15 protein-coding genes and 1 riboswitch are annotated in these 14,717 nt (G+C 61.5%); of the genes, 6 read left to right on the forward strand and 9 right to left on the reverse strand.

The features are described 5' to 3' along the window. Positions 1-550: 550 nt before the first annotated feature. The 7 genes from thiH to ACJ8J4_RS24370 all read right to left on the reverse strand — a co-directional run bounded on the left by thiH (position 551) and on the right by ACJ8J4_RS24370 (position 6,772). A complete protein-coding gene (thiH, locus tag ACJ8J4_RS24340; protein WP_043143695.1) occupies positions 551-1,684 on the reverse strand; it encodes a 2-iminoacetate synthase ThiH in 1,134 nt (377 codons plus the stop codon). After that, positions 1,684-2,463, reverse strand: coding sequence for a thiazole synthase (locus ACJ8J4_RS24345; RefSeq protein ID WP_025304945.1), 780 nt, complete (start codon positions 2,461-2,463; stop codon positions 1,684-1,686). Before ACJ8J4_RS24345 ends, thiH begins: the two co-directional genes overlap by 1 nt. 1 nt (position 2,464) lies before the next feature. Beyond that, positions 2,465-2,665, reverse strand: coding sequence for a sulfur carrier protein ThiS (gene thiS / locus ACJ8J4_RS24350; protein WP_016929423.1), 201 nt, complete (start codon positions 2,663-2,665; stop codon positions 2,465-2,467). Continuing rightward, positions 2,662-3,411, reverse strand: coding sequence for a HesA/MoeB/ThiF family protein (locus tag ACJ8J4_RS24355; protein WP_004929883.1), 750 nt, complete (start codon positions 3,409-3,411; stop codon positions 2,662-2,664). The genes thiS and ACJ8J4_RS24355 overlap by 4 nt, the downstream gene beginning before the upstream one ends. Then, positions 3,404-4,054, reverse strand: a complete 651-nt coding sequence (gene thiE, locus ACJ8J4_RS24360; RefSeq protein WP_043143686.1) for a thiamine phosphate synthase — start codon at positions 4,052-4,054, stop codon at positions 3,404-3,406. Before thiE ends, ACJ8J4_RS24355 begins: the two co-directional genes overlap by 8 nt. Then, positions 4,047-5,990: a phosphomethylpyrimidine synthase ThiC gene (gene thiC, locus ACJ8J4_RS24365; RefSeq protein WP_043143687.1), complete on the reverse strand. Its 1,944-nt coding sequence runs from the start codon at positions 5,988-5,990 to the stop codon at positions 4,047-4,049. The genes thiE and thiC overlap by 8 nt, the downstream gene beginning before the upstream one ends. Positions 5,991-6,104: 114 nt before the next feature. Continuing rightward, a riboswitch (TPP riboswitch) is annotated at positions 6,105-6,229 on the reverse strand. A 39-nt stretch (positions 6,230-6,268) separates the two neighbouring features. Then, positions 6,269-6,772, reverse strand: a complete 504-nt coding sequence (locus ACJ8J4_RS24370; protein WP_016929420.1) for an Rsd/AlgQ family anti-sigma factor — start codon at positions 6,770-6,772, stop codon at positions 6,269-6,271. A 101-nt stretch (positions 6,773-6,873) separates the two neighbouring features. On the opposite strand from ACJ8J4_RS24370, the gene nudC reads away from it, so the two are divergent. The 6 genes from nudC to ACJ8J4_RS24400 all read left to right on the forward strand — a co-directional run bounded on the left by nudC (position 6,874) and on the right by ACJ8J4_RS24400 (position 11,249). After that, positions 6,874-7,641: an NAD(+) diphosphatase gene (nudC, locus tag ACJ8J4_RS24375; protein WP_025304948.1), complete on the forward strand. Its 768-nt coding sequence runs from the start codon at positions 6,874-6,876 to the stop codon at positions 7,639-7,641. 38 nt (positions 7,642-7,679) lie between these two features. Beyond that, positions 7,680-8,744: a uroporphyrinogen decarboxylase gene (gene hemE / locus ACJ8J4_RS24380; RefSeq protein WP_025304949.1), complete on the forward strand. Its 1,065-nt coding sequence runs from the start codon at positions 7,680-7,682 to the stop codon at positions 8,742-8,744. A gap of 9 nt (positions 8,745-8,753) precedes the next feature. Further along, the gene (nfi, locus tag ACJ8J4_RS24385; protein ID WP_127147041.1) at positions 8,754-9,440 is read left to right on the forward strand and encodes a deoxyribonuclease V; all 687 of its coding nucleotides are present in this window, start codon (positions 8,754-8,756) and stop codon (positions 9,438-9,440) included. 48 nt (positions 9,441-9,488) lie between these two features. After that, the gene (locus tag ACJ8J4_RS24390; RefSeq protein ID WP_025304951.1) at positions 9,489-10,079 is read left to right on the forward strand and encodes a YjaG family protein; all 591 of its coding nucleotides are present in this window, start codon (positions 9,489-9,491) and stop codon (positions 10,077-10,079) included. A 189-nt stretch (positions 10,080-10,268) separates the two neighbouring features. Then, positions 10,269-10,541, forward strand: coding sequence for a nucleoid-associated protein HU-alpha (gene hupA, locus ACJ8J4_RS24395; RefSeq protein ID WP_004929874.1), 273 nt, complete (start codon positions 10,269-10,271; stop codon positions 10,539-10,541). A gap of 36 nt (positions 10,542-10,577) precedes the next feature. Continuing rightward, positions 10,578-11,249: a DUF1481 domain-containing protein gene (locus ACJ8J4_RS24400; RefSeq protein ID WP_080271274.1), complete on the forward strand. Its 672-nt coding sequence runs from the start codon at positions 10,578-10,580 to the stop codon at positions 11,247-11,249. Between the two features lie 49 nt (positions 11,250-11,298). Here ACJ8J4_RS24400 and purD read toward each other — a convergent pair whose 3' ends face one another. Next, positions 11,299-12,582, reverse strand: coding sequence for a phosphoribosylamine--glycine ligase (gene purD / locus ACJ8J4_RS24405; RefSeq protein ID WP_015376331.1), 1,284 nt, complete (start codon positions 12,580-12,582; stop codon positions 11,299-11,301). Between the two features lie 48 nt (positions 12,583-12,630). Beyond that, a complete protein-coding gene (gene purH, locus ACJ8J4_RS24410) occupies positions 12,631-14,220 on the reverse strand; it encodes a bifunctional phosphoribosylaminoimidazolecarboxamide formyltransferase/IMP cyclohydrolase (protein ID WP_089181545.1) in 1,590 nt (529 codons plus the stop codon). Positions 14,221-14,717 lie beyond the last annotated feature (497 nt).

Here is a 14,717-nt window from a genome sequence, read left to right on the forward strand (position 1 = left end):
AATTAGCGCACATACTGTGTGATTCGCGTCCTGGGGGGGTGCCAGTCTCACAAAATAAACCGCCTGCTCTTGTCCGTAAGCAGGGAGCAGGCGGCAAAAAAGATCTGCGGTCAACACCAGGGCTATTGGCTGCATCGGGGATGACCATTCGAACCTCTCTTCGTCGCTGTATCTTCTTTTTTCCTCGTTCCTCACTGTTCTGCCGCAATAGCGCCCTATGAATATCACTCCTAAGTGAATACCGAACGCAGATATCGCATCTTTCTGACAGCCCATTAACCGACAAGACAACCTACCCGTACGCCCTTACAGGCCGCGATACGGCATATGCGCGTTGCCGCGGACGAGGGCCGGAGTCGCGCACGAGGATCTCCGGCGCGATCCGGGATGGGATAAGGCGGGGCCATCGAGAGGGTGACGGCCCCGGCCGACGCCGGGTTTGGCGGTCGGCAAGGCCACTATAGTCGGCGCGTTTGCCGGCGCCAGCGCTGCCGTTCGGCATTGCGCGGCCGCTCCAGCGTTTTCTTCACACGGCGGCAAACGTTGCTGTTTATTGCGCGCCGCGTCCCAGATAACCGTCCCAGTCTTTCCACACCGGCTGCAGCCCGGCGTGGCTGATGGCCTCGGCGACCTGCTGCGGCGTGCGGCCGTCGTGCGGTTCGAACTGTTCCAGCTCCGGCGGTACGTCATCGGCATAGCCGCCGGGCTGCGTCTTGGATCCGGCGCTGACGCTGTTGATCGCCACCGGGATCATATGATCGCGGAAGTAAGGCGACTCCCGGGTAGACAGCGACAGCTCAACGTCTGGCGCGAACAGCCGGAAGGCGCAGATCAGCTGCACCAGCTGAGGCTCGCTCATGATCGACGCCGGTTCAATGCCACCGGCGCAGGGGCGCAGACGCGGGAACGAGATCGAGTAGCGGCTCTGCCAGTAGGTTTGCTGCAGGTAGAACAGATGTTCCGCCAGCAGGTAGCAGTCGGTGCGCCAACTGTTGGACAGACCGATCAATGCGCCGAGGCCGATCTTGTCGATCCCGGCGCGCCCCAGGCGATCCGGCGTGGCCAGGCGCCAATGGAAATCCTGCTTCTGGCCGCGCAGGTGGTGCTGCAGATAGGTGGCCGGATGGTAGGTTTCCTGGTACACCAGCACGCCGTCCAGGCCCAGCGTTTTCAGTTCGGCGTATTCCTCCTGCGCCAGCGGCTGCACTTCCATCATCAGCGAGCTGAAGTGCCGGCGGATCGTCGGGATGTGCTGGCGGAAATAGTCCATGCCAACCTTGGTCTGATGTTCGCCGGTGACCAGCAACAGATGTTCGAACCCCAGCGCCTTGATGGCTTCGCACTCGCGTGCGATCTCCGCCGCATCCAGCGTTTTGCGCTTGATGCGGTTGCTCATCGAAAAGCCGCAGTAGGTGCAGTCGTTGGCGCACAGGTTAGAGAGATACAGCGGCACATAGAAGCCGACGACGTTACCGAACCGCTGGCGGGTCAGCTGCTGTGCGCGCTGCGCCAGCGGTTCCAGATACGGCGCGGCGGCGGGGGAGATCAGCGCCATAAAGTCGTCGCGCGTCAGCTTGTCGGCGTTCAACGCGTGCTCTACGTCGCGCGTAGTTTTGCCGTTGATGCGCAGCGTAATGTCGTCCCAATCCAGCTGTTGCCAGCGGCTACTGAAATCGTCGGCCATCATTGCGCCTCCTCTGGCTGGCTGAGAAAAGCGGTCAGCGGGCTGGACGCGACCGCGCCGCGCTGGCTGGAGCCTAATCCGGCGCTGCGTGCCAGCTCGCCGGCCTCCAGCGCCAGGCGAAACGCCCGTGCCATCTGCACCGGATCGCGCGCCACGGCAATGGCGGTATTCACCAGCACCGCGTCGGCACCCAGCTCCATCGCCGCCAGCGCGTGGCTTGGCGCGCCGATGCCGGCGTCTACCACCACCGGCACCTTGGCTTGCTCGATGATGATTTCGAGGAAGTCACGGGTGCGCAGACCGCGGTTGGAGCCAATAGGCGCACCGAGCGGCATCACCGCCGCACAGCCTACCTCTTCCAGCCGTTTGCACAGCACCGGATCGGCGCCGCAGTAGGGCAGCACCACAAAACCGTCTTTCACCAGCGTTTCCGCCGCTTTCAGCGTTTCTATCGGATCAGGCAGCAGGTATTTCACATCGGGATGGATCTCCAGCTTCACCCAGTGGGTGCCGAGCGCTTCACGCGCCAGCCGGGCGGCGAACACCGCCTCGGCGGCCGTTTTGGCGCCGGAGGTGTTGGGCAACAGCCTGACGCCCAACTGCTGCAGCGGTGCCAAAATGGCGTCGTTGCCGCCGCGCAGATCGACGCGCTTCATGGCCATGGTCACCAGCTGAGAGCCGGAGGCCGCCAGTGCCTCTAGCATCAACGCCGGGGTGGCGAACTTGCCGGTGCCGGTGAACAGGCGCGAGGTAAAAGTGGTATCGGCGATTTTCAGCATGTCAGCCTCCGGCGATCGCTTGAAACAGCAAAATGTCGTCACCGTCCTGCACCTGATGATCGGCCCAGTCGGCGCGTGGAATGATGGTTTGGTTGATCGCCAGCGCGGTGCCCGGCTGGTGGCGTTCCAACTGGGTCAGCAGGGCGGCGACGCTGAGCGGCTGCGCCAGCTCAAGCGGTTGGTCGTTCAGCCGGATTTTCATGCTGCGCCTCCGCATACCGGGCAGGCGCGGGCCTGGCTCAGTTGCAGCGTGCTCCAGCTCTGCTGCTTACCGTCGAACAGCCGCAGTTTCCCGCTGAGGGAGGAAGGCATGCCGGCCAGCATCTTGATGGCCTCCAGCGCTTGCAGGGTGCCGATTACGCCGACCACCGGGCCGAGTACCCCGGCAGTGCGGCAGTTGCGCTGCGGTTCTTCCTGCTCCGGATACAGGCAGGCGTAGCAGCCGTGCGCATAGGGCGGCTCGAGCACCAGCAGCTGGCCGCTGAAACCGACCGCGCTGCCGCTGATCAGCGGCTTGGCGGCGGCGATGCAGGCGGCATTGACCTCATGACGGGTCGCCATATTGTCGCAGCAGTCCAGCACCAGATCGGCGCGGGCGACCGCGTCGCGCAGCGCTTGCCCCTGTAGCCGTTGCGCCAGCGGGATGGATTCCACCAACGGGTTCAGCGCCTGCAGGTGGCGTTGCGCCAGCGCCGCCTTACCGGTGGCGGTATCGGCGCTGCGGTAGAGGATTTGCCGCTGCAGGTTGGTGACGTGCAGCTGGTCGTCGTCGGCCAGCAGCAGCGTGCCGACGCCGGCGGCGGCCAGGTACAACGAAGCCGGGGAACCGAGCCCGCCCAAACCGACGATCAACACCGTGGCGCGCTTGAGTTTCTCCTGGCCTTCCGGGCCGACGTCCTCCAGCAGCAGCTGGCGGCTGTAGCGCAGGAATTCCTGATCGTTAAGCATCGCTCGACCCCTCGCCTTCGATCAGCCGCAGCAGCTCGGCCGTCGCCGCGCGCCAATCCGGCGCCTGGGTGATGGCGCTGACCACCGCCACGCTGCCGACGCCGCACGCCAGCACTGCCGGTACGCGATCGATACTGATCCCGCCGATCGCCACCGTCGGGTAATCCGCCAGGCCGGCGATGTGGCGTTTCAACTCCGTCAGCCCCTGCGGCGCCGAAGGCATGTCTTTGGTTTGGGTGGGGAAGATGTGCCCCAGCGCGATGTAGGACGGTTTCACCGCCAGCGCGCGCGCCAGTTCGGCGTCGTCATGGGTGGACACGCCGAGCCGCAACCCGGCGCGGTGAATGGCAGCCAGATCGGTGGTATCGAGATCTTCCTGGCCCAGATGCACGCCGTAGGCGCCATGCTTGATCGCCAGCCGCCAGTAGTCGTTGATGAACAGCCGTGCCTGATAACGCTGGCCCAGCGCGATGGCGGCGGCGATATCCTCTTCGACCTGCTCGTCAGGCAAATCCTTGATGCGCAGCTGGATCGTGGTAACGCCGGCCTCCAGCAGGCGAGCGATCCATTCCACGTTGTCGACGACCGGGTAGAGTCCCAGCTTGTGGGGCGTTGCCGGGAAGGGGGTCGTGATATCAGTCATTGTTTGTCTCCTCTTGCAGGGTGCCGGCGCTGTGATACAGCTCGCTGCCGCGGGCACGGAATTCGGCGGACATTTTCTCCATGCCGGTCAGCTGCACCTCGATCGGCTTGGCGGCCTCCTGGGCGGCGGCGTAGTCGCGTACCTCCTGCGAAATCTTCATCGAGCAGAATTTCGGCCCGCACATTGAGCAGAAGTGGGCGACCTTGCCGGATTCCTGCGGCAGGGTTTCGTCGTGATAGGCGCGCGCGGTGGCCGGATCGAGCGCCAGATTGAACTGATCTTCCCAGCGAAATTCGAAACGCGCCTTGGACATGGCGTTATCGCGGATCTGCGCGCCCGGATGGCCCTTGGCCAGATCGGCGGCGTGGGCGGCGATCTTGTAGGTGATCAGGCCCTGTTTGACGTCTTCTTTGTTCGGCAGGCCGAGGTGCTCTTTCGGCGTGACGTAACACAGCATGGCGCAGCCGAACCAGCCGATCATCGCCGCGCCGATGCCGGAGGTGAAATGGTCATAGCCCGGGGCGATATCGGTGGTCAGCGGGCCGAGGGTGTAGAACGGCGCTTCGTGGCAGTGTTCCAGCTCTTCGGTCATATTGCGGCGGATCATCTGCATCGGCACATGGCCCGGGCCTTCGATCATCACCTGCACGTCGTATTCCCAGGCGATTTTGGTCAGCTCGCCCAGCGTATGCAGCTCGGCGAACTGGGCTTCGTCGTTGGCGTCCTGAATCGAGCCGGGGCGCAGGCCGTCGCCGAGCGACAGCGAAACGTCGTAGGCGGCGCAGATCTCGCAGATTTCACGGAAGTGCTGATAGAGGAAGTTTTCCTGATGGTGCGACAGGCACCATTTGGCCATGATCGAGCCACCGCGCGACACGATGCCGGTCAGGCGTTTGGCGGTCATCGGCACATAGCGCAGCAGCACGCCGGCGTGGATGGTGAAGTAATCGACCCCTTGTTCCGCCTGTTCCAGCAGCGTATCGCGGAACATCGCCCAGGTGAGGTTTTCCGCCACGCCGTTGACCTTCTCCAGCGCCTGGTAGATAGGCACGGTGCCGATGGGCACCGGGCTGTTGCGCAGGATCCACTCGCGGGTTTCGTGAATATAGCGGCCGGTGGAGAGATCCATCACGGTGTCTGCGCCCCAGCGGGTGGCCCACACCAGCTTCTCCACCTCTTCTTCGATCGACGACGTGACCGCCGAGTTGCCGATATTGGCGTTCACCTTCACCAGGAAATTGCGGCCGATGATCATCGGCTCCGCCTCCGGGTGATTGATGTTGGCAGGAATGATGGCGCGGCCGGCGGCCACTTCCTGGCGCACGAACTCCGGCGTGATGTTGTCCGGCAGGTTGGCGCCCCAGCCCTGACCCGGATGCTGGTGGCGTAGCACCTCGCCGCGAATGCGTTCGCGCCCCATGTTTTCACGGATGGCGATAAACTCCATCTCCGGGGTGACGATGCCGGCGCGGGCATAGTGCAGCTGGGTCACGCACTTGCCCGGCAGCGCTTTGCGCGGCAGCGGCAGATGTTCGAAGCGCAGGTGATCCAGCCCCTCGTCCGCCAGACGCTGTTGGGTGAAGCCGGAACTGGCGCCGCTCAGGGTCGCAGTATCGCCGCGCGCGTCGATCCAGCCGGCGCGCAGCTTGGCCAGGCCGGCGTGCACATCGAGCTCGGCCTGCGGATCGCCGTAGGGGCCCGCGGTGTCATATACCGGGATCGCCTCGTTCTGTTCATACTGCGGGCTATCTTTGCTGCCGCCGACCAGGGTCGGACTGAGCTCAATTTCGCGCATCGGCACCTGGATATCGCGGCGCGAGCCCTGTAGGTAGATGCGGCGTGAGTTTGGGAAAGCCATGCCTTGCAGCGTGTCGATAAACTGCTGGGCGGCTTCGCGTTGCGCTTTACGGGCGCGCGGTGGATTAATGTTAGACATAGCAAGTTCCTACCAGTGTGTTGGGTTGGGAAAGTTGCTTGTCTGGAGCTCGGAGGGAGTAATGATGGTGGCCGATAAGGCAGGGCGCCCGCAAGGGGGAGGCCGTGCCTGTGGCGATAGATTACTCTTGTTCCCTTCGCGGGTATTAACCCGATCAGGTTCCGCGGATCCCGAATTAACGGTCTCAGCCTGGCTGATTCGATGAACAAATCAGGCGCTAGGCACTCCGACAAGATGCCCCCCAGTATAGGAGGGATATGAAAAAAAACTATAAAATTTTAACGCGCCGGATCCAGCGTCTGGTCCGGCAGCGGTTGCTGCGCGGCTTCTGCTTCCAACTGGATCAGCTTATCTTCCAGCGCAAAGCGCGCCGCCAGCGTTTCGCCGATATCCGACAAGGCCTGGTGGAATTCCAGACAAACCTCCTGATCGATATCCACTTCGGTATAGCGATCGTGGAACGCCATGATCTGTTCAGTATTGGCCCACAGCTTGGGATAGATGTTCACCGCCAGCGACATTTTCGGACTGGCTGCGCCTTCCACTTGTTTGATAATTCTGTCATAGATATGAAAATGCCCTGCGGAGAGGTAATCCACCAGGTTGTGGCAAAAGTTCTCCAGCGCTTTTTCATTCAGCGGCGTATGCTTTTCTTTATTCGGTTTGAGGCCTACCAGCGTGCAGTAGGCGACCAGCAACTGTTTGCGGGCCTGAAGCCATTGATCAACTAATTCATTACTACCGCCAACGCGCTGAGTCAGCCTTTCCAAACGGTTGAGCATGTTTGACTCCGTGTAAGTAACAAAAGTAACCGGTAAGTTATTAAAATGTAACAAAGCCGATTTGTAGAGTGCCAGTGAAGCTGAGGTTGTGCAACAACGATATGGAACTTGCATTAACGGGCAATGAAAACGGCTGGTGGATCGTCAGCCATGAAAGCAAACTTTGGTTACCGAACGGTGAATTACCGTCGGGGACGGCCGCCGCCCTCGGGCTGCAGGGCCACATGGCGCGCACCATCGGTGAATGGGAGGGCGCGCCGGTCTGGCTGGTACGCCAGGCGATGCCGCGGGAGATGGGATCGGTGCGTCAGCTGTTGGATCAGGATCGCGGTCTGTTCCAGCTTGCCGGGCGCGGCGTTCAGTTGGCGGATTTCTACCGCTCTCATCGCTATTGCGGCTACTGCGGCCATGAGATGCACCTCAGCCGCTCCGAAAGCGCCTGCCTGTGCGGCCACTGCAAAGAGCGGTACTACCCGCAGATTGCGCCCTGCGTGATCGTTGCCATTCGGCGCGACGATCAGATCCTGCTGGCGCAACACGTGCGCCATCGCGGCGGCATCCATACGGTGCTGGCCGGCTTCGTCGAGGTGGGCGAAACGCTGGAACAGGCGGTAGCGCGCGAAGTGATGGAAGAGAGCAATATCGAAATCAAGAACCTGCGTTACGTCACCTCACAACCCTGGCCGTTCCCGCACTCGCTGATGATGGCCTTTATGGCCGATTACCATCAGGGTGACCTTCGACACGACCCCAAGGAGCTGCTCAACGCCGGCTGGTATCGCTACGACCAACTGCCACTGTTGCCGCCGCCCGGCACCGTGGCGCGCCGGTTGATTGAGGACACCGTGGCGCTGTGCCGGGCAGAATAATGTACAATGGCCGGCAGATTATTAAGGGAGCCCCATAAATGACTGAGTTGAAGAACGATCGCTACCTGCGCGCGCTGTTGCGCCAGCCGGTGGATGTGACCCCCGTATGGATGATGCGCCAGGCCGGTCGTTATTTACCGGAGTACAAGGCGACCCGCGCCCAGGCCGGTGATTTCATGTCGCTGTGCAAGAACGCGGAGCTGGCCTGTGAGGTTACGCTGCAGCCGCTGCGCCGCTATGCGCTGGACGCCGCCATTCTGTTCTCCGACATTCTCACCATTCCCGACGCCATGGGGCTTGGCCTGTACTTTGAAGCCGGCGAAGGCCCGCGTTTCAGCTCACCCATCACCTGCCGTGCTGACGTCGACAAACTGCCGGTGTTCGATCCAGAAGTGGAGTTGGGCTATGTGATGAACGCGGTGCGTACCATCCGCCGCGAGCTGAAGGGCGAAGTGCCGCTGATCGGCTTCTCCGGCAGCCCGTGGACGTTGGCTACCTATATGGTTGAGGGCGGCAGCAGCAAGGCCTTCACCAAGCTGAAGAAGATGATGTATGCCGAACCGGCCACGCTGCACCTGTTGCTGGACAAGCTGGCGGACAGCGTGATCCTGTACCTCAACGCCCAGATCAAGGCCGGCGCGCAGTCGGTGATGGTGTTCGACACCTGGGGCGGCGTGTTGACCGGGCGCGATTACCGCGAGTTCTCGTTGCACTACATGCACAAGATCGTCGACGGGCTGCTGCGTGAAAATGACGGCCGCCGCGTGCCGGTGACGCTGTTCACCAAAGGCGGCGGGCAGTGGCTGGAGGCGATGGCCGCCACCGGCTGCGATGCGCTGGGGCTGGATTGGACCACCGACATCGCCGACGCGCGTCGGCGCGTGGGCGATAAAGTGGCGCTGCAGGGCAACATGGATCCGTCGATGCTCTATGCTTCTCCGGCGCGCATCGCGGAAGAAGTGGAGACCATTCTGGCCGGTTTCGGCCACGGCAACGGCCATGTGTTCAACCTGGGCCACGGCATCCATCAGGATGTGCCGCCTGAGCACGCCGGCGCCTTCGTCGAGGCGGTGCACGCGCAGTCGGCGAAATACCACCGTTAAGGATTCGATGTGATCGATATGCAGGCCCTGCGCGCCGAACAGCTGCGGCGCGCGGCTGAAGTCATTCGCTACGACGATCTGCCGGCCGACCCGCCGGCCTTCATCGCCGGCGCCGACGTGGGCTTCGAGCAGGAGGGGGCGGTGACGCGTGCCGCCATCGCCATCCTGCGCTATCCGTCGCTGGAGCTGGTGGAGTATCAGGTGGCGCGTATCGCCACCGTCATGCCTTATATCCCGGGCTTCCTGTCGTTTCGCGAATACCCGGCGCTGTTGGCCGCCTGGGCACAGCTGCGGCAAAAGCCGGGGCTGATCTTCGTCGATGGGCATGGCATTTCGCATCCGCGGCGTCTCGGCGTCGCCAGCCATTTCGGCCTGCTGGTCGATGTGCCGACCATCGGCGTGGCCAAGAAGCGCCTGTGCGGCAAATTCGCACCGCTGGAGGCCGCCGTCGGTGCGCTGGCGCCGTTGGAAGATAAGGGTGAACAGCTGGGCTGGGTATGGCGCAGCAAGACGCGCTGCAACCCGCTGTTCATCTCTACCGGTCACCGCGTGGGCGCCGACAGCGCGCTGGCGTGGGTGCAACGCTGCATGGCGGGCTACCGTTTGCCGGAGCCGACCCGTTGGGCTGATGCCATCGCGTCGCGCCGTCCGGCGTTTCAGCGTTGGTTGCAGCAGCATCCGGAGGTGTCGCCATGAGCGATTTCGGGTACACTGCGCCGCAGATAACGCGTAAGAGAGTAAAGCATGCTACGTAACCCGATTCATTTACGTCTGGAACGGCACGAGGCTTGGCAACATTTGACCTTTATGGCCAGTTTGTGCGAGCGTATGTACCCGAATTACCAGATGTTCTGCAAACAGACCGAGTTCGGCGATCCGGCGGTTTATCGCCGCATTCTGGATTTGGTGTGGGAAACGCTGGTGGTGAAGGACGCCAAGGTCAACTTCGACAGCCAGCTCGAGAAGTTGGAAGAGGCGATTCCGTCGGCGGAAGATTACGATCTTTACGGCGTTTACCCGGCAATTGATGCCTGTATCGCATTAGGGGAACTGATCCATTCGCGGCTCGGCGGGGAGACGCTGGAGCACGCCATCGCCATCAGCGAAACATCGATTCGCACCGTGGCGATGTTGGAAATGACTCAAGCCGGTAAGGAAATGACCGACGAAGAGTTGGGCAGTTTGCCTGCGGTAGAGGAAGAATGGGACATTCAATGGGAAATTTTCCGCCTGTTGGACGCCTGTGAAGAGCGCGATATAGACCTGATCAAGGGGCTGCGATCCGACCTGCGAGAGGCCGGTGTCAGCAACATCGGGATAAATTTAGCGCAATAAGGCAGCAAAACGTGATTTAACGCCTGATTTGTCATGCCTTAAGGCTTCACATCCGCACCCTGTCTGGTCTACATTTGGGGGGCGTAAAAAAAGTGGCTATCGGTGCGTGTATGCAGGAGAGTGCTGTCAATCGGCATATCCGTCGCACTCGATGCTTTGCAAACGATAAACACACTGTAAGGATAACTTATGAACAAGACTCAACTGATTGATGTAATCGCGGACAAGGCTGACCTTTCCAAAGCACAAGCTAAACTGGCTCTGGAATCCACCCTGGCTGCTATTACTGAGTCTCTGAAAGAAGGTGATGCAGTACAATTGGTTGGCTTCGGTACTTTCAAAGTAAACCATCGTAGCGAGCGCACTGGCCGCAACCCACAGACTGGCAAAGAAATCAAAATCGCAGCAGCCAACGTGCCTGCGTTCGTTTCTGGCAAAGCACTGAAAGACGCTGTTAAATAAGACCGCGCCTCGGTGAAAAGATTAAACAGAGGGGCGATGGCGCCCCTTTTGTTTACTCGTCGGGTGCTCATGGCCGCCGGCATCGCCCTCGGTCTGAGCGCCTGCAGTTTCCATTCCGATATTCCCAGCTTTACCGCCAGCGGCTTTGTGGCCGATCAGGGCGTGATACGCCTGTGGCGTAAAGACGATGAGCAACATCGTCCGCAGGTGCTGGTCAGTGTCTATAGTCCCTACCGGGGGCCGGGCACCATCACTACGTTGTACACCTATCAGGGCGACGTGCTGCGCCAAATCAAACGCAACGATGCCGACGGCGATCGAGACTCCATTCAACTGCGCTTTGCCGACGACGGCACGGTGAGCTTTATGCAGCGCCAGCTGGCGACACGCCGCGAACCGCTGACCAGCGATGAGATAGCACTGTACCAATATCAGGCGCGACGTATCCTCGAGGTCAGCAATGCGCTGCGCGCCGGCAAGGTGAAATTGCTGCAGGGGCGTTGGATGCAGGGCGAGGTGCAAACCTGCGACGGCCAGCGCTTAAAACCTGGGTTGGATGCCACCGCCATCGGCTGGATCGAAAAACGCGCCCGCAGCAGCAGCCGGCCGGTGAGTGTCGCCTGGTTGGAAGCGCCGGAAGGCAGTGAACTGCTGCTGGTGGCGAACGACGACTTCTGCAGCTGGGAACCGAAAGAAGACCAGCTATAAAAAAGGCCCCGCGCTGCGGAGCCTCTTGCCATGACCTTATCAGGTCAAATCACTTGCCGCGCGCAATCGCGCGATAACCGATATCTTTGCGGCAGAAGCTGCCCGGCCACTGGATGCCTTCCGCCAGCTGATAAGCGCGTTGCTGCGCCTGCGCCACGGTGTCGCCCAGCGCCGTCACGCACAGCACGCGGCCGCCGCTGGTGACGACGTCATCGCCCTGCAGGCGCGTACCGGCGTGGAAGACCTTACCGTCGGCGCTTTCCTGTTGCGGCAGCCCCTGGATCACCTCGCCATTGCGATAATCACCCGGATAACCGCCGGCCGCCAGCACCACGCCGAGCGCAGGGCGTTCGTCCCAGTCAGAGCTTTTCTCGTTCAGGCGGCCTTCGGCACCCGCCAGGCACAGCTCCACCAGATCGGAGCGCAGGCGCAGCATGATCGGCTGAGTTTCCGGATCGCCAAAACGGCAGTTGAATTCGATCACCTTCGGCTGGCCGTCGGCGGAGATCATCAGGCCGGCATACAGGAAGCCGACGTAGGTATTGCCTTCCGCCGCCATGCCGCGCACCGTCGGCCAGATCACCTGATCCATGGCGCGCTGGTGGATTTCGTCGGTCACGACCGGCGCCGGAGAGTAGGCGCCCATGCCGCCGGTGTTCGGGCCGGTGTCGCCGTCGCCGACGCGCTTGTGGTCCTGGCTGGTGGCCATCGGCACCACGTTCTCGCCATCGACCATCACGATGAAGCTGGCTTCTTCGCCGTCGAGGAACTCTTCCACTACGATGCGATGACCGGCGTCGCCGAAGGCGTTGCCGGCCAGCATGTCACGCACGGCTTCTTCCGCCTCCTGCAGCGTCATCGCGACGATCACGCCTTTACCGGCGGCCAGGCCATCGGCTTTGATGACGATCGGTGCGCCTTTGCGGCGCACATAGGCGAGTGCCGGCTCCACCTCGGTAAAGTTTTCATATTCGGCGGTCGGGATGCGGTGGCGCGCCAGGAAATCCTTGGTGAAGGCTTTAGAGCCTTCGAGCTGCGCGGCGGCCTGCGACGGGCCGAAGATTTTCAGACCGGCGGCCTGGAAGGCGTCGACTACGCCGATCACCAGCGGCGCTTCCGGCCCGACGATGGTCAGACCGATGTCATGGCTCTGGGCGAACGCGACCAGGGCAGGGATATCTGTGGCGGCGATCGCCACGTTCTCCAGATTGGCTTCCAGCGCGGTGCCGGCGTTGCCCGGCGCAACGTAGACTTTGTCCGCCAGCGGAGACTGGGCGGCTTTCCAGGCCAGCGCGTGCTCGCGCCCGCCGTTGCCGATAATCAAAATGTTCATCAGGGGCTCCACGAATGGCGTGCGCCGGAGCGCACGCGGCAAAAGGAATTAATGGCGGAAGTGACGCATGTCGGTGAAGATCATTGCGATGCCGTGTTCATTGGCGGCGGCGATCACTTCGTCGTCGCGGATTGAGCCGCCAGGCTGGATCACGCAGGTGATGCCGACCGCCGCGGCGGCATCGATGCCGTCACGGAATGGGAAGAAGGCGTCGGAGGCCATGGCGGATCCTTTCACTTCCAGCCCTTCGTCGCTCGCTTTGATGCCGGCGATCTTGGCGGAATAAACGCGGCTCATCTGGCCGGCGCCTATGCCGATGGTCATATTGTCACGTGCATAAACGATGGCGTTGGATTTCACGAACTTGGCCACTTTCCAGCAGAACAGCGCGTCACGCAGTTCCTGCTCGGTCGGCTGGCGCTCGGATACCACGCGCAGATCGGCGGCGGTCACCATGCCGAGATCGCGATCCTGCACCAGCAGCCCGCCGTTGACGCGCTTGAAGTCCAGCCCCGCCACGCGTTGCTGCCACTGGCCGCAGGCCAGCACGCGCACGTTCTGTTTGGCGGCCAGCAGGGAGCGCGCTTCCTGGGTGACGTTTGGCGCGATGATCACTTCCACGAACTGGCGGCTGATGATCGCCTGCGCGGTGGCGGCGTCCAGCTCGCGGTTAAAGGCGATGATGCCGCCGAAGGCGGAAGTCGGGTCGGTTTGGTAAGCGCGCTCGTAGGCGGCCAGGATGTCGTCGCCGATCGCCACGCCGCAAGGGTTGGCGTGCTTGACGATCACGCAGGCCGGTTCGGCGAACTCTTTCACGCATTCCAGCGCGGCGTCGGTATCGGCGATGTTGTTATAGGACAGCGCTTTGCCCTGCAGCTGCTCGGCGGTCGCGACGGACGCTTCCTTTACCTCTTCTTCTATATAGAAGGCGGCCTGCTGGTGGCTGTTCTCACCGTAACGCATATCCTGCTTCTTGATGTAGTTGAGGTTCAGGGTTCGCGGGAAGCGGCCGGACGGCTGTTCGGTCTCGCCGTGGTACGCCGGCACCAGCGCGCCGAAGTAGTTGGCGATCATGCTGTCGTAGGCGGCGGTGTGTTCGAAGGCTTTGATGGCGAGATCGAAGCGGGTGGCATAGCGCAGCGAGCCGTCGTTGTTGTCCATCTCGGTAATGATGGCGGCGTAGTCGCTGCTCTTCACGACGATGGCGACGTCTTTATGGTTCTTGGCGGCGGAGCGCACCATGGTCGGGCCGCCGATATCGATATTTTCGACCGCGTCTTCCAGCGAGCAATCTGGGCGCGCCACGGTTTGGGCGAACGGGTACAGATTGACGACCACCATGTCGATAGGCTGGATGTCATGCTGATTCATGACCGCGTCGTCCTGGCCGCGGCGGCCGAGGATACCGCCGTGAACTTTCGGGTGCAGGGTCTTAACTCGTCCGTCCATCATCTCCGGGAAGCCGGTGTAGTCGGAAACTTCGGTAACGGGCAGACCGGCGTCTGCCAGCAGGCGGGCGGTGCCGCCGGTGGAGAGCAGTTCAACGCCGCGCTGGGAAAGCGCTTCGGCGAATTCAACGATACCGGCTTTGTCAGACACGCTGAGCAGGGCCCGGCGGATTGGACGAGGTTGTTGCATGGTTTTATCCCTTGGCTTTGAGTCGCAATTAAAGAGCGTTACGTGAATGTCCACCTCGTTCTCTCTATAAGGAAGGGTTTTTTGCCTTATAAAGGGAGGGTCAGGCACATATTCAGGTAGCGCCCCCATAAAAAGGGGGATCGTTTCGTCGCGGGGAATTGTAGCGAAAACGTTTGCGTGGCGCTCGTAAATTTTCCGTGCAAATCGCATCTGTGGATAACACTGTGCGCAAGTGGGTATAAGGCGGGGTTTTGCTGTGGAATGCAGCGAACGATCGTTTTTGCTGAAAATACCTGTTGCGGCCTGCGAGGAACTCCCTATAATGCGCCTCCATCGACACGGAACATGTGAACAACTTCACAGAGTATCCGGGGGTCGCAGAGAAAAAATCCTGAAAATTAGGGTTGACTCTGAAAGAGGAAAGCGTAATATACGCCACCTCGAGTTAGCAAGCGAAAGCGCCTAACTCACTGCTCTTTAACAATTTATCAGACAAT

The sequence above is a fragment of the Serratia sp. CY47280 genome (genome assembly GCF_052168655.1).
In the GTDB taxonomy this organism is placed as follows: Bacteria; Pseudomonadota; Gammaproteobacteria; order Enterobacterales; family Enterobacteriaceae; genus Serratia; species Serratia bockelmannii.